16 protein-coding genes are annotated in these 19,765 nt (G+C 60.1%); 7 read left to right on the top strand and 9 right to left on the bottom strand.

The genetic code is table 11. From position 1 onward, the window contains the following. The first annotated feature begins 58 nt into the window (after positions 1-58). Positions 59-958, top strand: coding sequence for a LysR family transcriptional regulator (locus GHN92_RS11145; RefSeq protein ID WP_094999915.1), 900 nt, complete (start codon positions 59-61; stop codon positions 956-958). A 260-nt stretch (positions 959-1,218) separates the two neighbouring features. Here the strand turns inward: GHN92_RS11145 and GHN92_RS11150 are convergent, their stop codons facing one another. From GHN92_RS11150 to bioB, 7 genes are all read right to left on the bottom strand, one after another. Next, positions 1,219-2,997: an acyl-CoA dehydrogenase C-terminal domain-containing protein gene (locus tag GHN92_RS11150; RefSeq protein ID WP_094999914.1), complete on the bottom strand. Its 1,779-nt coding sequence runs from the start codon at positions 2,995-2,997 to the stop codon at positions 1,219-1,221. Positions 2,998-3,250: 253 nt separating this feature from the next. Next, complete coding sequence (locus GHN92_RS11155; RefSeq protein WP_094999913.1) at positions 3,251-5,056, bottom strand: phenylacyl-CoA dehydrogenase; 1,806 nt, start codon at positions 5,054-5,056, stop codon at positions 3,251-3,253. A 265-nt stretch (positions 5,057-5,321) separates the two neighbouring features. Then, positions 5,322-6,002, bottom strand: a complete 681-nt coding sequence (gene bioD / locus GHN92_RS11160; RefSeq protein WP_094999912.1) for a dethiobiotin synthase — start codon at positions 6,000-6,002, stop codon at positions 5,322-5,324. Continuing rightward, positions 5,999-6,811, bottom strand: coding sequence for a malonyl-ACP O-methyltransferase BioC (bioC, locus tag GHN92_RS11165; RefSeq protein ID WP_095023265.1), 813 nt, complete (start codon positions 6,809-6,811; stop codon positions 5,999-6,001). Before bioC ends, bioD begins: the two co-directional genes overlap by 4 nt. Continuing rightward, the gene (locus GHN92_RS11170; RefSeq protein ID WP_094999910.1) at positions 6,804-7,535 is read right to left on the bottom strand and encodes an alpha/beta fold hydrolase; all 732 of its coding nucleotides are present in this window, start codon (positions 7,533-7,535) and stop codon (positions 6,804-6,806) included. Before GHN92_RS11170 ends, bioC begins: the two co-directional genes overlap by 8 nt. Next, the gene (bioF, locus tag GHN92_RS11175) at positions 7,528-8,700 is read right to left on the bottom strand and encodes an 8-amino-7-oxononanoate synthase (RefSeq protein WP_153380157.1); all 1,173 of its coding nucleotides are present in this window, start codon (positions 8,698-8,700) and stop codon (positions 7,528-7,530) included. Before bioF ends, GHN92_RS11170 begins: the two co-directional genes overlap by 8 nt. A 134-nt stretch (positions 8,701-8,834) precedes the next feature. Next, positions 8,835-9,890 carry a biotin synthase BioB gene (bioB, locus tag GHN92_RS11180; protein WP_153380159.1) on the bottom strand — a complete coding sequence of 352 codons (1,056 nt, stop codon included), beginning with the start codon at positions 9,888-9,890 and terminating at the stop codon, positions 8,835-8,837. A gap of 86 nt (positions 9,891-9,976) precedes the next feature. Here bioB and GHN92_RS11185 point away from each other — a divergent pair, with 86 nt between their 5' ends. The 5 genes from GHN92_RS11185 to rarD all read left to right on the top strand — a co-directional run bounded on the left by GHN92_RS11185 (position 9,977) and on the right by rarD (position 15,899). Beyond that, entirely contained in the window at positions 9,977-10,717 is a 741-nt protein-coding gene (locus tag GHN92_RS11185) for a ComF family protein (protein WP_130872142.1), read from the top strand. A 57-nt stretch (positions 10,718-10,774) separates the two neighbouring features. Next, the gene (locus GHN92_RS11190) at positions 10,775-11,539 is read left to right on the top strand and encodes a TOBE domain-containing protein (protein WP_153380161.1); all 765 of its coding nucleotides are present in this window, start codon (positions 10,775-10,777) and stop codon (positions 11,537-11,539) included. Positions 11,540-11,720: 181 nt separating this feature from the next. After that, a complete protein-coding gene (locus GHN92_RS11195; protein ID WP_153380163.1) occupies positions 11,721-13,622 on the top strand; it encodes a PhoX family phosphatase in 1,902 nt (633 codons plus the stop codon). Positions 13,623-13,800: 178 nt separating this feature from the next. Next, positions 13,801-14,775 carry a serine/threonine protein kinase gene (locus GHN92_RS11200; RefSeq protein WP_094999904.1) on the top strand — a complete coding sequence of 325 codons (975 nt, stop codon included), beginning with the start codon at positions 13,801-13,803 and terminating at the stop codon, positions 14,773-14,775. Positions 14,776-15,011: 236 nt separating this feature from the next. Then, a complete protein-coding gene (rarD, locus tag GHN92_RS11205) occupies positions 15,012-15,899 on the top strand; it encodes an EamA family transporter RarD (protein WP_094999903.1) in 888 nt (295 codons plus the stop codon). Positions 15,900-15,909: 10 nt separating this feature from the next. Here rarD and GHN92_RS11210 read toward each other — a convergent pair whose 3' ends face one another. Continuing rightward, positions 15,910-16,428, bottom strand: a complete 519-nt coding sequence (locus GHN92_RS11210) for a glycine cleavage system protein R (RefSeq protein WP_153380165.1) — start codon at positions 16,426-16,428, stop codon at positions 15,910-15,912. Positions 16,429-16,856: 428 nt separating this feature from the next. Here GHN92_RS11210 and GHN92_RS11215 point away from each other — a divergent pair, with 428 nt between their 5' ends. Further along, on the top strand, positions 16,857-19,034 hold the full coding sequence (locus GHN92_RS11215) for a malate synthase G (protein ID WP_153380167.1): 2,178 nt from the start codon (positions 16,857-16,859) through the stop codon (positions 19,032-19,034). Positions 19,035-19,098: 64 nt separating this feature from the next. Here GHN92_RS11215 and GHN92_RS11220 read toward each other — a convergent pair whose 3' ends face one another. Continuing rightward, a complete protein-coding gene (locus GHN92_RS11220; protein WP_094999901.1) occupies positions 19,099-19,539 on the bottom strand; it encodes a response regulator in 441 nt (146 codons plus the stop codon). Positions 19,540-19,765: the final 226 nt, after the last annotated feature.

The following is a 19,765-nucleotide window of genomic DNA, read 5'->3' on the forward strand; positions in this document are numbered from 1 at the left end:
GGCGCCGGCAGGCCGTTGAGCCATTTCGTTTTTTAAGCATTTTCGATAAGTATTACTTATGGATTTCAAGCAACTGCGTTATTTCGTCGCGGTCTATGAAGAAGGCCATGTGGGCCGTGCCGCCGAGCGGCTTTGCATCTCGCAGCCAGCCCTCTCCCAGCAGATCCGTCAGCTCGAACACAACCTTGATGTGAGCCTGTTCGAGCGCAGCAGCAAGCGCCTGCTGCCTACTTTGGCAGCACACACGCTGTACAACCACGCGCTGCCCTTGCTCGACGGATTGCAGCGGGCCAAAGAGGCTCTGCACAACTTTCAGGGCCAGGCCCTGCGCACCATTGCCATCGGTGTATTGCAAACTGTGCATACCAGCCTGGTGCCGCAGATGCTGGAGCGTGTACGTCAGGCCCAACCCCATTTGGTGGTACAGATCTACGAGCTCACGGGCATAGAGATCGAACGGCGCCTGCTGAATGGTTCACTCGACATTGGCATCAGTTACCTGCCGCCACGCCAGCCTGGGCTGCACGCCATGATGCTTTACGAAGACGAACTGCAACTGGTGATACCGGCGGATCATCCGTTGCGCGAATTCAAGAAAGTGTCCTTGAGCCAGGCGGCAGAGCTGCCGATGTTGCTGCTGGGGGAGGAGTTTCAGGTGCGCCAGATCTGGCAAGCCCAGCTTGCCAATCTGGGTCGTCGCCCGCAGGTGCAGGCCGAACTCAACACCATGGCGGGGATTCTCGATAGCCTGCCCCATAGCAAGCTGGCCACAGTCTTGCCGGGGCGCTCGCGCCATCAGCACGATGACAAGGCGCTGCTGTGGAAGCCGCTGAGCGAGCCACGGGTGCCGCTGCAAGTCGGGCTGGTGTGTCGCGATGTGCAACGCCAGCAAGCCACTTTGGGACTGTTGCGCACGTTGCTTGAAGATGTGATGCAGGGCGATGAAGGGGCTTTGTAGCTGACCACCTTGTGGGAGCTGGGAAATCGAGAAAAATCTGACGCACAAAAAAGAAAACCCCGCCGAGGCGGGGTTTTGCAGACTGTTTCCCTGACATCCTTTTCACTCCGCCATCCTGGCAGAATCCTACGTGTCCGTGTTGTTGCTTTGAGCTTCCTGCTCTACGTCCATGGAAAGTAGATTACCCCTGGATCCAATCTGCCGATATGGGAGATTGTCAGCATGTAATGTAAGCAAATGCTTACAAAACACTAAACAGGTTAAAAGTGTGCTTCGTCCAGCAGGTAAAGCGACTCGCTACCCGCCTTGACCGACGCGCTCAGCGAGTGGATACGCGGCAGCAAACGGGCGAAATAGAAGCGTGCCGTGCCCAGCTTGCTGGCATAGAAGGCTTCATCGGCCTCTTTACCCAACGCGGCCCTGGCCATCAACGCCCACATGTACGCATACGTTGTGTAACCAAAAACCTGCAGGTACTCAACGGAGGCTGCGCCGATCTCGTTCGGGTTGTTTTGCGAACGGTCCAGTACCCAGGCTGTCAACTGGTCAAGTGTGTCCAAAGCCGCCGCCAGTGGCTGGGTAAACTCGTTCAGGTCGCTGTTGGCGGTGGCGATGAACTGACGGATTTCATCAGCAAACTGGCGGTAGTAAGCCCCGTGGTTGCCAACGATCTTGCGCCCCACCAGATCCAGCGCCTGGATACCGTTGGTGCCTTCGTAGATTTGCGTGATGCGCACATCACGCACCAGCTGCTCCTGGCCCCACTCGCGAATATAGCCGTGGCCGCCGAACACCTGTTGGCCATGCACGGTGGTTTCCAGGCCCAGATCAGTCAGGAAGGCCTTGGCCACCGGGGTCAGCAAGGCCACCAGGCCATCGGCGCGCTCACGGGCTGCCGGGTCTTCACTGAACTTGGCGATATCCAGCTGGTTGGCAACATAAGTAGAGAAGGCCCGACCGCCTTCGTTCGAGGCCTTCATGGTCAGCAGCATGCGTCGGACGTCGGCGTGAACGATGATCGGGTCCGCCACTTTATCCTTGGCCACTGCGCCTGTTGCAGCGCGCCCCTGCAAGCGATCGCGGGCATATTCCACGGCGTTCTGATACGAACGCTCACCCGAAGCCAGGCCCTGGATGCCAACCCCCAGACGCTCATAGTTCATCATGGTGAACATGGCGGCCAAGCCACGGTTGGGCTCTCCCACCAGGTAGCCGACAGCTTCATCGAAGTTCATCACACAGGTGGCCGAAGCCTGAATACCCATCTTGTGCTCGATAGAGCCGCAGGTCACCGGGTTGCGCTCACCCAGGCTGCCATCAGCATTGACCATGAACTTGGGCACCAGAAACAGCGAGATGCCTTTAGGCCCCGCAGGCGCGTCCGGCAATTTGGCCAGTACCAGATGGATAATGTTTTCAGTCAGGTCGTGCTCACCACCGGTGATGAAAATCTTGGTGCCGCTGACTTTGTAGGAACCATCCACCTGAGGCTCGGCTTTTGTCCGAATAATCCCCAGATCAGTACCCGCATGGGGCTCGGTCAAGCACATGGAACCCGCCCACACACCCGAGTACATATTCGGCAAATAGGTCGTTTTCAATGCTTCGCTGGCGTGCGCGTTGATCGACACACAGGCGCCGGCGGTCAACATCGGGTACAGGCCGAACGACAGGCTGGAGGAGTTGATCATCTCTTCGACCTGGGCCGATACAGCCTTGGGCATGCCCATGCCGCCGAACTGCGGGTCGCCGCCCACACCCACCCAACCGCCTTCGGCGTAGGTGCGATAGGCATCGACAAAACCGGCCGGGGTGGTCACTGCACCATTGTCCCAGTGGCAGCCTTCCTCATCACCACTGCGGCTCAGCGGCGCGATGCTTTTCGCGGTGACCTTACCCGCTTCTTCGAGAATGGCTTCAACCGTTTCAGCATCTACGGTCTCTGCCAACGCAGGCAATTGCGCCCAGAGCTTGGCGACCTCAAAGACTTCATTGAGGACGAAGCGCATATCGCGCAGGGGCGCTTTGTAGTCAGCCATGGCAAACCTCGTAATCTGTAAACGGCGATTATTAATGTAGGACCCAGTCTAGCTTAACGACGATAGCGATACATAGGGTCATGCTGTGACTAATATATATGTTTTGGTCGAGAGCATATCTGATGTGGGAGCGAGCCTGCTCGCGAGGGCTTTCGCGAGCAGGCTCGCTCCCACAGAAAGTTAAGGCGCACCAAAACTAAAAAAGCCGCCTCCCCAAAAGGAGAAGCGGCTTTGCAAGATGACCCGCCGAGGCTTAGTAGCCCAGGTCGAAGTCTTCTTCTTTCATGTCCATCAGGTTGGCAGCGCCCGACAGCATGGTGGCAACGTGCGCGCGGGTGCGCGGCAGGATGCGCTGGAAGTAGAAGCGGGCCGTTTGCAGCTTGGCTTTGTAGAACGCTTCTTCGGACGTGCCGGCCGCCAGCTTTTCAGCCGCCAGGCGCGCCATGTCAGCCCAGAAGTAGGCCAGGCAGGCATAACCGGAATACATCAGGTAGTCGACCGAGGCCGCACCCACTTCTTCACGGTCTTTCATCGCGGCCATACCGACCTTCATGGTCAGCTCGCCCCATTCCTTGTTCAGCGCAGCCAGTGGCGTGACGAACTCGTTGAGTACGTCGTTGCCTTCGTTGCTCTGGCAGAACTTGTGCACGATCTTGGTGAAGCCCTTGAGCGCCTCGCCCTGGGTCATCAGCACTTTACGGCCCAGCAGGTCGAGTGCCTGGATGCCGGTGGTGCCTTCGTACAGCATCGAAATGCGGCTGTCGCGAACGTTCTGCTCCATGCCCCACTCGGCGATAAAGCCGTGGCCGCCGTAGATTTGCACGCCGTGGTTGGCGGACTCAAAACCGACTTCAGTCATAAAGGCTTTGGCGATCGGTGTCATGAAGGCCAGCAGTGCGTCTGCTTTCTTCTTCTCTTCTTCATCAACGCCGTATTTGACGATGTCGACTTGCTTGGCGGTGAAGTACACCATCGCACGGTTGCCTTCGGCGAATGCCTTGGTGGTCAACAGCATGCGACGTACGTCCGGGTGAACGATGATCGGGTCAGCCGCCTTTTCAGGCGCCTTCGGGCCGGTCAACGAACGCATCTGCAGACGGTCACGAGCGTATTTCAGGCCGCCCTGGAAGGCGATTTCAGCGTGGGACAGGCCTTGCAGCGCGGTGCCCAGACGTGCGGTGTTCATAAAGGTGAACATGCAGTTCAGGCCTTTGTTCGGCGGGCCGATCAGGTAGCCGGTGGCGCCGTCGAAGTTCATCACGCAGGTGGCGTTACCGTGAATGCCCATTTTGTGCTCAAGCGAGCCACAGGACACGGCGTTGCGCTCACCGATGCTGCCATCGGCGTTGGCGTTGAACTTGGGCACGATAAACAGCGAAATGCCTTTGGTGCCAGCCGGTGCATCCGGCAGGCGAGCCAGTACGATGTGCACGATGTTATCGGCCATATCGTGTTCACCGGCCGAGATAAAGATCTTGGTGCCGGAAATCTTGTAGGAACCGTCAGCCTGAGGTTCAGCCTTGGTGCGCAGCAGGCCCAGGTCAGTACCGCAGTGCGATTCGGTCAGGCACATGGTGCCGGTCCATTCGCCGGTCACCAGCTTGGTCAGGTAGGTCTCTTGCTGCTCGGGGGTGCCGTGCTCGGAGATGGTGTTCATCGCACCATGGGACAGGCCAGGGTACATGCCCCACGACCAGTTGGCTGCACCGACCATTTCGCTCACGGCCAGGCCCAGCGATTCCGGCAGGCCTTGACCACCGTGCTCTACGTCGTGAGCCAGGCTCGGCCAGCCGCCTTCAACGAATTGTTTGTAGGCTTCTTTGAAGCCTGTAGGGGTTTTAACCCCGGTTTCGCTCCAGGTGCAGCCTTCGATGTCACCCACGCGGTTCAGAGGTGCCAGCACCTGCTCACAAAACTTGGCGCCTTCTTCAAGAATGGCGTCAACCATATCTGGAGTGGCGTCCTGGCAAGCCGGCAGGCTCTGATAGTGCGCTTCGTAACCGAGCAGTTCGTCACGAACGAAGCGAATATCACGCAAGGGGGCCTTGTAGTCAGGCATAGCGATAAACCTCTGCTGATGAAACCGGGGATGAACAACCGCGTGGATTTGTTATGGCGGTCAAACAGGTGTTTGAAACATACGTTTACGCCTATTTATTGTCAAGCAGCGCGAAGCCGCCGTTCGTCTTGGGTCGGATTTGTCTGATCAAGGGAGGGGATATTTTTGGGGTGGGCTTGCTCGCAATACAGCCGGTTCGGACAGTCAGGCAGACCGAGGCGAGGCCATCGCGAGCAAGCCCGCTCCCACAGATTCAAGCGGTGTATCAGTCCAGCAAATCCAGTTGCAGGTATTCAGCCACGGACTGCGCCGACGCTGATTTGAGTTTAGGCACACGCCCAAGGCAAGGCGCGGGCAATCGCTCCGCCAGGGTTGCGAGGTTTTCTTCCAGGCGTGAGGTTTTCGGGCCAATGATATTGGCGACCCAGCCAGCCAGCTGCAGGCCATCACGGGCAATCGCCTCGGCGGTCAACAGTGCATGGCTGATACAGCCCAGACGCACGCCCACCACCAGGATTACCGGCAGGTCCAGCGCCTGTGCCAACTCCGACAAACTGTCCTGACCGGACAACGGCACGCGCCAGCCGCCGGCGCCTTCAATCAGGGTGAAGTCGGCCTTTTGACCCAGAATGTGCTGCATCGGCTCCAGCAGCGAGCGCACCGTCAGTACCACCCCGGCTTCACGCGCCGCGATATGCGGGGCGATGGCCGGCTCGAACGCCACCGGGTTGACCTCGTCATAACTCAACTTGATCGAGCTCTCGGCCATCAATGCCAGTGCGTCAGCATTGCGCAATCCCTGGGGAGTGACTTCACAACCCGAGGCAACCGGCTTGCCCGCGGCCGTACTCAGCCCGGCCGTGCGCGCGGCATACAGAAAACCTGCCGCCACCGTGGTTTTGCCTACATCTGTGTCCGTACCGGTGATGAAGTACGCTGGGCTCATCGCGCTTTCTCCAGAATGCCGTAGACCACCTGATAAGTCGCCGGTAACCCCAGCGGCTGACGAAACTGCTCGTAGGCGCCAACCAGCCCCTGAACCCGCGCCCTGCCGGTCAGCCCCTCAGGACGTCCCGGGTTGAGATTATGTGCACCGAGCGCTTTTAGCTCATGGGTCAGCTGGCGTACTTGCGGGTAGTGCAGCACATGCGGCTGATTCTGCAAGCCGAGCACCTGCAGACCGCTGTCGGCGCAAAGCTGCTGATAGGCCGTGAACTCACGAAAACGATTGACGTGAGCCTGGCCGTCGACGGCCCGCCAGCTATCACGCAGCTCATTCAAGGTGCCCACGCACAAACTGGTGAAGGCCAGGACCCCACCGGGTTTGAGCACACGCTGCGCCTCATTCAGCACCGCGCGAAAATCAGCACACCATTGCAGCGCCAGGCTGGAGAAAATCAGATCACAACTGTTTGCTTGCAGCGGCAGGTTTTCGGCATCGCCAGCGATAAAATGCTGTGCCCCGCCCAAAGGCCGGGCATACGCCAGCATGCCTTGGGCGATATCCAGTGCCACCCCCTGACTATGGGTAAAGCGCTGACCCAGCACGCGGCTGAAATAACCTGTGCCACTGCCCAGATCCAGCCAGCGCTGCGGGCTCAAATCCTGCGGTAAACGGGCCATCAGCTCATGGCCAACGTCACGCTGCAATTGGGCGACGCTGTCGTAACTGGCGGCCGCACGGGAAAACGAGACAGCCACTTGACGCTTGTTCGGCAAGCTGGCCGCAAGCATCGCAATACTCAAATCATTCATCGCCCGACTCGTGTAAAAAAGCCTGAATCGCCGCCGCCAGTTCGTGCGGGGCTTCCAGTAAAAATGCATGACAGGCCTGTTCAATCAGACCCACTTCGACATCGGGTAACAGCGCCAGCACATCACTTGCCGCCTGCTCCGGAACCAGCGCATCAAGCCCCGCGAACAGGTGCAATTGCGGCCCGTTGAAACGCTGCAAGGCTGCCCGCGTATCCAGCCTGCCGAGCAATTCAAGGCCGGCCGACAAGGCATCGGGCTGAGCATTGGGTGCGCCGGCCAGCAGCAGGCTGGCAAGCGCCCGCGGCTCATCCGAGCCCTGGCTACACAGCAGGCAAAAACGTTTGAGCGTGGTATTCGGCGCATCACCAAAACCGCTCAGGAACGGCTCGAACGTGGAGACAGGCATGGCGCCTGGCCAATCCGCGCGACTGACAAAGCTCGGGTTGCTGGCCAAGGTAACCAGCCCGCAGCAGCGATCGCCGCGACGCGCAGCCAGCTCGCTGGCAAGCATCCCGCCCAGCGACCATCCACCCAGCCAGACGTTGTCGGGCAGGGTCGCGTCGAGTTCATCGAGCCAGTCGTCAAGAGCGGTGGACAGCAGCACCGGTAGCGGTTCGATTTCGACCCGCAAGTGCTCGTCCAGCCCGCGCAAGGCCTCGGCCAGAGGCTCCAGAGGTGAAACCCCCAGGCCCCAGCCCGGCAGCAAAATCAAACGATCACGCATGAGCAGGCTCCAACGTACGCCAACAGTCGTCGAGTGCCGTTAACAATAGCTGTACCTGTGCTTCTGTGTGGGCGGCCGACAGTGTCACGCGCAAACGGGCGCTGCCTGCGGGGACAGTGGGCGGGCGGATTGCAGTCACCAGCAAGCCGCGCTCGCGCAGCCTCTGCGACAGGCGAATGGCTTGGCCACTGTCACCGATCATGATCGGCTGGATCGGCGAAAAGCTGTCCATCAACTGCAGGCCAATTTGCTCGGCACCAAGGCGAAACTGAGCAATCAACTTGTTCAGATGCTCACGGCGCCAATGCTCGGTGCGCAGTAGCTCAAGGCTTTTGAGCGTCGCACAGGCCAGCGCCGGAGGCTGGCTGGTGGTGTAGATGTAAGGTCGGGCGAACTGGATCAGGCTTTCGATCAGTTCTTCGCTGCCCGCGACAAATGCACCGCTGGTGCCAAATGCCTTGCCCAGCGTTCCGACCAGTACCGGCACATCGTCAGCACTCAGGCCAAAATGTTCGGCAATCCCGCCGCCATTGGCGCCCAACGGACCAAAACCGTGGGCATCGTCTACCATCAACCAGGCACCCTTGGCCCTGGTTTCACGGGCCAGAGCGGGGAGGTCGGCCAGATCGCCGTCCATGCTGAATACGCCATCGGTGACCACCAGCGTACTGCCGCTGGCTTTTTCCAGACGCTTGGCAAGGCTACTTGCATCGTTATGCAGGTAGCGGTTGAAGCGCGCCCCGCTCAACAAACCGGCATCCAGCAGGGAGGCATGGTTGAGGCGGTCTTCCAGCACCGTATCGCCTTGCCCGACCAACGCGGTGACGGCTCCCATGTTGGCCATGTATCCGTTACTGAACAGCAGCGCACGCGGGCGACCGGTGAACTCGGCCAGAGCCTCCTCCAGTGCGTGGTGCGGGGTGCTGTGACCGATGACCAGATGCGACGCACCGCCGCCTACGCCCCAGCGCGATGCTCCCGCTTGCCAGGCTTCAATCACTTGCGGGTGACTGGCCAGGCCCAGGTAGTCGTTATTGCAGAAGGCGAGCAGAGGCTTGCCATCGACCACCACCTGCGGCCCTTGCGGGCTTTCTAGCAGCGGGCGCTGGCGATACAGGTTATCGGCGCGGCGTGCGGCCAGCCGGGAGCGTAGATCGAATGACATGCTGACTATAATCCCTTGTAGCCGCTGGCGCAGGCTGCGATGGGCAGCGAAGCGGCCCCGGCTTCGGTATTGAAAGCGAAGGTCCTGCGGACCTTATCGCAGCCTGCGGCAACGACTACAGGCCTGCACGGTGGTTAAACCACAGCGTTATAGAACTGCTCGCTGGACTTCTGATCCCTAAGCGCGTGCTCTATCGCCGCCTGATGCACCTCGTCAGCGTGATCTTTACCCTCCTCCGGCAGAATGCCCAAACGGCTGAACAGCCGCATGTCCTTGTCTGCCTGCGGATTGGCCGTGGTCAGCAGTTTGTCGCCGTAAAAGATAGAGTTGGCCCCGGCAAAGAACGCCAGCGCCTGCATTTGTTCGTTCATTGCCTCACGACCTGCCGACAGGCGTACATGGCTCAGAGGCATCATGATTCGCGCTACTGCCAGCATGCGGATGAAATCAAAGGGGTCGATGTCTTCGGCGTTCTCCATCGGCGTGCCGGCCACTTTCACCAGCATGTTGATGGGCACCGATTCCGGGTGCTCAGGCAGATTGGCCAGCTGGATCAGCAGGTTGGCGCGGTCGTCCAGCGACTCGCCCATGCCCAGGATGCCGCCGGAGCAGATTTTCATCCCGCTGTCGCGCACGTAACTCAGGGTTTGCAGGCGTTCGCTGTAGGTCCGCATGGTGATGATGCTGGTGTAGAACTCGGGCGAGGTGTCGAGGTTGTGGTTGTAGTAGTCAAGACCGGCATGGGCCAGTGCAGCGGTCTGCTCCTGATCAAGCTTGCCCAGGGTCATGCAGGTTTCCAGGCCCATGGCCTTCACCCCTTTGACCATTTCCAGCACGTAGGGCATGTCTTTGGCCGAAGGGTGCTTCCAGGCTGCGCCCATGCAAAAACGGGTGGCACCGATGTCCTTGGCCCGCTGTGCTTCTTCAAGCACCTTCTGCACCTGCATCAGCTTCTCTTTGGCCAGGCCGGTGTTGTAGTGGCCCGACTGCGGACAATATTTGCAATCTTCCGGGCAGGCCCCGGTCTTGATCGATAACAGCGTCGAAACTTGAACCCGGTTGGCATTGAAATGCTTGCGGTGAACGGTCTGCGCCTCGAAAAGCAGGTCGTTGAAAGGCTGGGTGAACATCGCCCGGACTTCGGCTAATGACCAATCATGTCGCAAGTTGGCAAGGCTGCTGGCGCTCATCGGCGTTTCTCTTGTTTATGCTTTGACTAGAACCCGAGGCAAAAACCCAGGCACGGCACGGATATCGGCATGTTTAAGGATGTGACATGAACTGTCAACCACTATGGATTCGATTGGTTTACAATTGGTTAATAAACAACCAGTCCTGTTTGTTGTGTGACGAGCGCGCCCGTACAGAGCAGGCCCTGTGCGTCGCCTGCGAACTGGAGCTGCCCTGGCTGGGTGACCGCTGCCAGCGCTGCGCTTTGCCGCTGCCCATGGCGGGGCTGGTTTGCGGCCATTGCATCAGACAGCCACCCGCCTTCGAACGTGTTCATGCACCTTGGGTGTATGGCTTTCCGATCGACAGCCTGATCGTGCGCTTCAAGCACCACAGCAAATGGCCCTACGGCCGCCTTTTGGCCGAAATTCTTGGGCAATCACTGCTTGATAGCTTCAACATGGGTGAACCTCGACCTGACGCCCTGCTGCCGGTACCCCTGTCCACCAAACGCTTGCGTGAGCGTGGCTATAACCAGGCCGGGATGCTGGGGGATTGGCTCGGCAAGCAGTTGTGCATCCCCTGCCAGCCGCACTGGCTGCTGCGTTCGCGGAACACCGCTGCGCAACAGGATCTGGACGCCAAAACCCGCAAACGCAACCTGCGCCACGCATTCAGCCTCGCGCCAGGGGTGCAGGTGAATGGCTTGCATCTGGCCCTGATCGATGACGTGCTGACCACCGGCGCCACGGCAGAAAGCCTGGCGCGCCTGTTGCTCAAGGGTGGGGCGCGGCGGGTCGATGTGTATTGCCTGGCGCGCACGCCAAAACCTGATGGGCTTGCTTGACGTCTCCCCGTGGAGCAGGCACTTTTCGGGCACTCCCCGTCTTGCGAACCTGCCTTCATGCACCTGCCTGCCCTGCTTGCCCAGCATATTGTCCACCGCCCGCAACGTATTGCCCTGTTGCAACACATCGCCGAGCAGGGCTCGATCACGGCTGCCGCCAAAAGTGCGGGCATCAGCTACAAGGCTGCGTGGGATGCCATCGATGAGCTGAACAACCTGGCGCAAACCCCCTTGGTGCAGCGCAGCATTGGCGGCAAGGGCGGAGGCGGCGCCCGGTTGTCCGTGGCCGGTGAGCGGGTGCTGCGCCTTTATCAGCGCTTGCAGGCATTACAGGCTCAGGTGCTGGACGCCGCCGAAGACGCCCGGGATCTCGACCTGCTCGGCCGCCTGATGTTGCGTACCAGCGCCCGTAACCAGTTGCACGGTACCGTGATTGCCATCCACAGGCATGGTCACAACGATCTGATTGACCTTGAGTTGCCCGGTGGCCTGACCTTGCAGGCGCAAATCACCCACGACAGCACCCAGCACCTGGAACTGGCGATCAATAGCCCGGCGGTGGCACTGATTAAAGCGGGCTGGCTGCAGTTGATCGACGTCGCACAAGTGCCCAGCCCCGAACACAATCACCTGCACGGGCAGATCCAACAGATTCTGCACCTCGCCGACGGCCCCAGTGAAGTGCGTATCAGCCTGCCTGGCGGCCAGACGCTGTGTGCGCTGACCGAACCGCAACACCTTGAAACACTTGGACTGACCGTGGGCAGTACGGCACAGGTGCAGTTTGCGCCGACGCTGGTGTTGCTGGGCACAGCGGTCTAAACCGCTGCCCTCACCCCACCCCTCTCCAGGAGGGAGAGGGAGCTGACCGCATGCGCCTTCACCCCCCCTAAACCAGTCCCCTCTCCCTATGGGTGAGGGACTTTTCAAACAAAAACTGAAACATCCCTGTCATACCCGCTGCTTATGGTGTCTGCCAAAACCGTTGCCAGACGAGCCAGCCATGAGCCTATTAGAAGAAAACCAATCCACCGACCTTGAGCAGATCATCGGCCTGAGCCGTCGGGGCTTTATCAGTGCGGGCGCCTTGTGTGGTGCGGCGATGTTCCTCGGCGGCGGCCTGCTTGGTCGCAGCGCCCTGGCGGCCGGGATCAGCGCCGCCAACAGCAACCTGCTGGGGTTCGACAGCATCAACGCAGCCACCACCGACACCATCAGCCTGCCGCCCGGCTACCGTTCCTCGGTGCTCATCAGCTGGGGTCAGCCGCTGCAGGCCAAAGGCCCGGCGTTTGACCCTTCCGGTAAAGGCACCGCCAGCGAGCAGGAAGTGCAATTTGGCGACAACAATGACGGCATGAGCCTGTTCGCCTTCCCCGATGACCCGAACCGGGCCCTCATGGCGATCAACAACGAATACACCAACTACCGCTACCTCTACCCTCACGGTGGCTCGCCCACTTCCCTTGAAGAAGTGCGCAAGGCCCTGGCCAGTGAAGGCGTGTCGGTGATCGAAATCCAGCGCAAGGGCGACAGCTGGCAGTTTGTTCAGGGCTCACCCTTTAACCGGCGCATCCACGGCAACACGCCGATCCGCCTCAGCGGTCCCGCGGCGGGCCACGAACTGCTGCGCACCCGGGCCGATGCCACCGGCAGCCGTGCCCTGGGCACGTTCCAGAACTGCGCCAACGGCAAAACCCCGTGGGGCACTTATCTGACGTGCGAAGAAAACTTCACTGATTGTTTCGGCAGCTCTGATGCCAAGCAAACCTTCGACACCGCGCAAAAGCGCTATGGTGCCGTGGCGGCCAGCAAGGATATCAACTGGCACCAACACGACCCGCGCTTCGACCTGGCACTCAACCCCAACGAACTCAACCGTCACGGCTGGGTAGTGGAAATCGACCCGTTCGACCCGCTTTCAACACCGGTCAAACGCACCGCCCTGGGCCGTTTCAAACACGAAAACGCCGCCCTGGCCGAAACCGGCGACGGTCGTGCCGTGGTCTATATGGGCGACGATGAACGCGGCGAGTTCATCTACAAATTTATCAGCCGCGACAAGATCGACCACCAGAACCCCAAGGCCAATCGCGACCTGCTCGACCACGGCACGCTTTATGTGGCGCGCTTTGACAATGGCGACAGCAACCCTGATCGCCCCAAGGGCCAGGGCCAGTGGCTTGAACTGAGTCACGGCAAAAACGGCATTGATGCCGACCATGGTTTCGCCAGCCAGGCCGATACCCTGATCCATGCCCGCCTGGCAGGCAGCACAGTCGGCGCCACGCGCATGGACCGCCCGGAATGGATAGTGGTCAGCCCCAAAGACGGCCAGGTTTATTGCACCCTGACCAACAACGTCAAACGTGGCGAGGATGGACAACCGGCTGGCGGACCCAACCCGCGTGAGAAAAACGTCTACGGACAAATCCTGCGCTGGAACGCCCATAAGGGTGATCACGGCTCGGACACCTTTGACTGGGACCTGTTCGTGGTGGCCGGCAACCCGGCAGTGCACGGCAAAACGGCCAAAGGTGGCTCGGCCAACATTACCCCGCAAAACATGTTCAACAGCCCCGACGGCCTGGGTTTCGACGACGCAGGGCGCTTGTGGATCCTCACCGACGGCGACGCCAGCAACAGCGGCGACTTTGCCGGCATGGGCAATAACCAGATGCTCTGCGCCGACCCGGCCAGCGGTGAAATCCGCCGCTTCATGGTCGGGCCGATTGGCTGTGAAGTCACCGGCATCAGCTTCTCGCCCGACCACAAAACCCTGTTCGTTGGTATTCAGCACCCCGGCGAAAACGGCGGATCCACCTTCCCCGAGCATCTGCCCAACGGCAAACCGCGTTCTTCGGTCATGGCCATCAGCCGTGAAGACGGCGGTATCGTCGGCGCCTGACCCTTTCGGTGTGGGAGCGGGCTTGCTCGCGATCGGCTTGGTGCGATTTAACTGACAGACCGCAGCGCCTGCATCGTGAGCAAGCCCGCTCCCACAGCGGATTAAGTCGCCTTCCGGGCCCCGGTCTGCGCTAACATGCATGGCCGGACGCGGCAGCCTGCTGCGCGCAGGAGTCAGCATGTCTCATCCGTTTGCAACACTTACCCCTGATCTGGTGCTCGACGCTGTCGAGAGCATCGGTTTCCTGAGCGATGCCCGCGTGTTGGCGCTCAACAGCTACGAAAACCGCGTGTATCAGGTCGGTATCGAAGACTCGCAGCCGCTGATCGCCAAGTTCTATCGCCCTCAGCGCTGGACCAACGAAGCGATCCTCGAAGAGCACCGCTTCACCTTCGAACTGGCCGACTGCGAAGTCCCGGTCGTGGCCCCGATGATTCACAACGGCCAAAGCCTGTTCGAGCACCAGGGCTTTCGCTTTACCTTGTTCCCACGCCGTGGTGGCCGTGCGCCAGAGCCGGGAAACCTCGACCAGCTGTATCGTCTCGGGCAACTGCTCGGCCGCCTGCATGCCGTAGGCGCAACCAAGCCGTTCGAACACCGCGAAGCACTGGGCGTGAAAAACTTCGGTCACGACTCACTGACCACCCTGCTCGAAGGCAACTTCATACCGCGCAGCTTGCTCCCGGCCTACGAGTCCGTCGCCCGCGACCTGCTCAAGCGCGTTGAAGACGTCTACGCCGCCACCCCGCACACCAACATCCGCATGCATGGTGATTGCCACCCCGGCAACATGATGTGCCGCGACGAAGTGTTCCATATCGTCGACCTCGATGACTGCCGCATGGGCCCTGCGGTGCAGGATTTGTGGATGATGCTCGCCGGTGATCGCCAGGAATGCCTGGGCCAGCTGTCAGAGTTGATGGACGGCTACAGCGAATTTCATGACTTCAACCCCCGCGAACTAGCGTTGATCGAGCCGCTGCGCGCTTTGCGCCTGATGCACTACAGTGCCTGGCTGGCGCGACGCTGGGACGACCCGGCCTTCCCCCACAGCTTCCCGTGGTTTGGTACCGAACGCTACTGGGGCGACCAGATCCTGGCATTGCGTGAACAGCTTTCAGCACTCAATGAGGAGCCGCTGAAACTGTTCTGACGCCATGTATGTGGCTCTTGCAGGAGCGGGCTTGCTCGCGATTGGGTCGATGCGGTTTAACTGTCAGACCGCAGCGCCCGCATCGCGAGCAAGCCCGCTCCCACAGAAAATCCGGGACCGCTGCTGGTGCAAAAACAACTGTCTGCCTTGCAAATCTCCTGCACGACACGCCTGCAAAACCTGCTTACAATCCTGACTTCTTCCGTGTCTGTTAGTTGCCTAAGCAAGGATTCTGCATGCAAGCCGCCAACCCGCGCCGCGGGTATATTTTAGGCCTCACGGCCTATGTCATCTGGGGCATCTTCCCGCTCTACTTCAAACTGCTGGCCAGCGTCCCGGCGGCCGAAATCATCGTCAACCGGGTGCTCTGGTCGGCCTTGTTCGGCTCGTTGCTGCTGCTGGTGTGGAAGCACCCCGGCTGGTGGCAGGAACTGCGCGACAACCCCAAACGCCTGGGCGTGCTGACCATCAGCGGCCTGCTGATTGCCGCCAACTGGCTGACCTATGTATGGGCCGTAAATAACGACCGCATGGTCGAAGCCAGCCTGGGCTATTACATCAACCCGCTGGTAAACGTATTGCTCGGCATGTTGCTGCTGGGCGAACGCCTGCGCCGCTTGCAGTGGATTGCCGTAGGCCTGGCAGCTGCGGGCGTGGCACAACAAGTGTGGCAAGTGGGTAGCCTGCCGTGGGTATCGCTGGTGCTGGCGCTGACGTTTGGCTTTTACGGGCTGATTCGCAAGCAAGCACCGGTCAAGGCGCTGCCGGGGTTGGTGGTAGAAACCTGGATCCTGGTCCCGGTTGCCATCGGCTGGCTGTTGCTGCATCCGGAAGCCAACAGCGCCCACGTTGACTTCTGGAGTACCTCAGAGGCCTGGCTGCTGGTATTTGCCGGCCCGGCCACGCTGATACCCCTGGTCAGTTTCAACGCCGCCGCACGACATCTGCCCTACACGACCCTGGGCTTTATGCAGTACATCGCGCCGACGCTGGTGCTGATCCTGGCGGTCTGGGTGTATGGCGAACACCTGTCCGAAAGCACCTTGATCGCCTTTGCGTTTATCTGGGCCGGGCTGGTGGTGTACAGCCTCGATGCCTGGTTCAGCCTGCGCCAGCGCAGCTGAACCGGCGTAGTTACTCTTCGGTGCTGAACTTGAGGTCTACCAGCAGTTCATCGGCCAGGGTTTCCAGACGCTTTTGCAGCACGTCGAGCGACAAGATCAGGGCCACAGCCAGAATGGCCTCGGCATGAAACAGCGGCTCGTTGCTCATGGGCGCGGGCCGCACATCGGTCACCAGCCGCTCCAGGCTCACCCCCTGCTCCGTCAGCACCCGGGTGATATCGCGCACAATGCCGGGGCGGTCGTTGCCCACCAGCTCCATGGCGATGGGCTTCCAGGTGCAGGACTGCTCGATCCCGCTTTCGGCGATCAATACCCGAATCCCTTCCTTGCCCAACCGCTGCAGCGCATCGACCAGCTCATCGTGGGCTTCGGCAGGCACGCCGACACGCAGGATCCCGGCAAATTGCCCGGCCATACGCGACATGCGACTCTCCAGCCAGTTACCTCCATGCTCGGCGATGCACTGGGCAATACGCTCGACCTGCCCGGCCTTGTCCTGGGCAAAGACAGTGATAACAAGATGATTCATGGCGGGACTCTCTTATTAGGGGGTCGATTGAGTATAGGCAACACCCTTCCCTGTGGGAGCGGGCTTGCTCGCGATGGTCTCGCCACGGTTTGCCTGACAGACCGCGTCGCCCGAATCGCGAGCAAGCCTGCTCCCACAGATGCCTTCAAAATCACAAATTGTGTACTGTTTTTAGAATTATCTGGAACAACCTGCCTGTTTCTTGAGAACATCCCGTTCTTCTGAGTGACCGTTCGCGTAAAAATGGTCGCAGAACGACGTGATCAGTCTGATTTTCACATCTGCAATTGATCATGTAGTATGCCTCGGCGACCACTACATAAATTGCAACATGGTCTGCCAAAGCGTCTGCAATCCCCGTACAAACCCGCTCTGGCGGTGTTTTGAGAAGCGCTCCAGGCTTTAAATAAAAATGAGTGAGGCAAGCAATGACTGAACACGTTCACGTCGGTGGCCTGCAGGTCGCCAAAGTCCTGTTCGACTTCGTCAACAACGAAGCTATCCCCGGTACCGGCCTCACCGCCGATCAGTTCTGGGCCGGTGCCGACAAGGTCATCAACGACCTGGCACCCAAGAACAAAGCACTGCTCGCCAAACGCGATGATTTGCAGGCGCGCATCGACGCCTGGCACCAGGCGCAGGCCGGCAAGGCCCATGACGCCGTGGCTTATAAGGCCTTCCTCCAGGATATCGGGTATCTGCTGCCAGAAGCTGCGGATTTCCAGGCAACGACGCAAAACGTCGATGACGAAATCGCCCGCATGGCCGGCCCGCAATTGGTGGTGCCGGTGATGAATGCGCGCTTTGCCCTCAACGCCTCTAACGCCCGTTGGGGCTCGCTGTACGACGCGCTTTACGGCACCGACGCCATCAGCGAAGCCGACGGCGCCGAAAAGGGCAAAGGCTACAACAAGGTTCGCGGCGACAAGGTCATCGCCTTCGCCCGCGCCTTTCTCGACGAAGCTGCACCTCTGGCCAGCGGCTCCCACGTTGATTCCAGCGGCTACGCCATTGTTGACGGCGCCTTGCAGGTCACCCTCAAGGGCGGCGCCAGCACCGGCCTGCGCGACACCGCGCAGTTGATCGGTTACCACGGCACGGCCGCAGCGCCGACGGCCGTGCTGCTCAAGCACAACGGCCTGCATTTCGAAATCCAGGTCGACGCGGCCAGCCCCGTCGGCCAGACCGATGCTGCAGGCGTCAAAGACGTGCTGATGGAAGCCGCCCTGACCACCATCATGGACTGCGAAGACTCGGTCGCTGCGGTCGATGCCGATGACAAGGTGGTGATCTACCGCAACTGGCTCGGCCTGATGAAGGGTGACCTCAGCGAGCAAGTATCCAAGGGCGGCCAGACCTTTACCCGCACCATGAACCCGGATCGCGAGTACACCGCGCCAAACGGCGGCACCGTCAGCCTCCACGGCCGCTCGCTGTTGTTCGTGCGCAACGTCGGCCACCTGATGACCATCGATGCGATCCTCGACAAAGACGGCAACGAAGTGCCCGAAGGCATCCTCGACGGCCTGCTCACCAGCCTGGCGGCTATCCACAGCCTCAATGGCCAGACCACGCGCAGCAACAGCCGCACCGGCTCGGTGTATATCGTCAAGCCGAAGATGCACGGGGCTGAAGAAGCCGCGTTCACCAACGAGCTGTTCGGCCGCATCGAAGACGTGCTCAAGCTGCCACGCAACACGCTCAAGGTCGGAATCATGGACGAAGAGCGCCGTACCACGATCAACCTCAAGGCCTGCATCAAGGCCGCCAGCGAGCGAGTGGTGTTTATCAACACCGGCTTCCTGGACCGTACCGGCGACGAGATTCACACGTCGATGGAAGCCGGCCCGGTCGTACGCAAGGCCGACATGAAAGCCCAGAAGTGGATTTCGGCCTACGAAAACAACAACGTCGATGTCGGCTTGAGCACTGGCCTGCAAGGTCGTGCACAAATCGGTAAAGGCATGTGGGCCATGCCCGATCTGATGGCCGCCATGCTGGAGCAGAAAATCGCTCACCCGCTGGCCGGCGCCAACACTGCCTGGGTGCCGTCACCGACCGCCGCCGCCCTGCACGCGCTGCATTACCACAAGGTTGACGTGTTCGCCCGTCAGGCCGAACTGGCCAAGCGCGCTCCGGCTTCGGTGGACGACATCCTGACCATCCCGCTGGCGGTGAACCCGCAGTGGACCCCGGAACAGATCCAGAACGAACTGGACAACAACTCCCAGGGCATCCTGGGCTACGTTGTGCGCTGGATCGACCAGGGCGTGGGGTGCTCCAAGGTGCCGGACATCAACGACATCGGCCTGATGGAAGACCGTGCCACGCTGCGTATCTCCAGCCAGCACATCGCCAACTGGCTGCGTCACGGCATCGTCAACGAAGAGCAGGTCATGGCAAGCCTCAAGCGCATGGCACCGGTGGTTGACCGCCAGAACGCCAACGACGCGCTGTACCGTCCGTTGGCGCCGGACTTCGACAGCAATATCGCCTTCCAGGCAGCGGTCGAGCTGGTCATCGAAGGCACCAAACAGCCTAACGGCTACACCGAGCCGGTACTGCACCGTCGTCGGCGCGAGTTCAAGGCCAGAAACGGCCTGTAACCCGCAGCAATAAAAAAAGCCCCGATCATTCGGGGCTTTTTTTTGACACGGTGGGAGACCAACCTTACATCCCCAACTCCTCACGGATCAGCTTGAGCAACCTGTCGGTATCAATCGGCTTGAGCAAAAAGTCCACCACGCTCAAATGCATGGCATCGATGGCATCCCGTACATTCGCATCCCCCGACATGATGATAACCGGCAAGGCCGCCCGCTCGGATTCACGCACTTTGCGGATCAGATGCAAGCCATCGTGGGGCAGCATGCGCAAATCGGTGAGCATCAGGTTGATCGGCTGGCCCGATGCCAATAGCGCCAGCGCTTCTTCTTCATTGCTGGCCTGGAGGCACTCAATGGCATTGAGTTCAAGAAACTCCGCCAACAACTCCCGAGCCAAAACATCATCTTCGACAATCAACACACATGACGAGACCGAAGCAGGTGTCTGCATGACCTCTTGTAAGGCCTCTCTTTCGGCGTCAGTCAAAATGTCGTGTTCGGTCATAGGCTTCTCGGAAGCTGACTTGCAGGCGAAATATCCTAATAGCGTAGTCGGTTATCCATTACTGGGTGTAAATGTGCGCTCACATTCCGGTATTTCCAAGCCTGCCAGCACAAGAAATATCTGAAACCAATGTGCGATGTTTTTAAAACAGCAGCACAACGCTGCCCCATAGACTTACGTCCAATGGGCACCCGCGCGCAGACCACCGAGCATGAGGGATAGAAAT

The sequence above is a fragment of the Pseudomonas sp. FSL R10-2964 genome (genome assembly GCF_009600035.1).
In the GTDB taxonomy this organism is placed as follows: domain Bacteria; phylum Pseudomonadota; class Gammaproteobacteria; order Pseudomonadales; family Pseudomonadaceae; genus Aquipseudomonas; species Aquipseudomonas bubulae.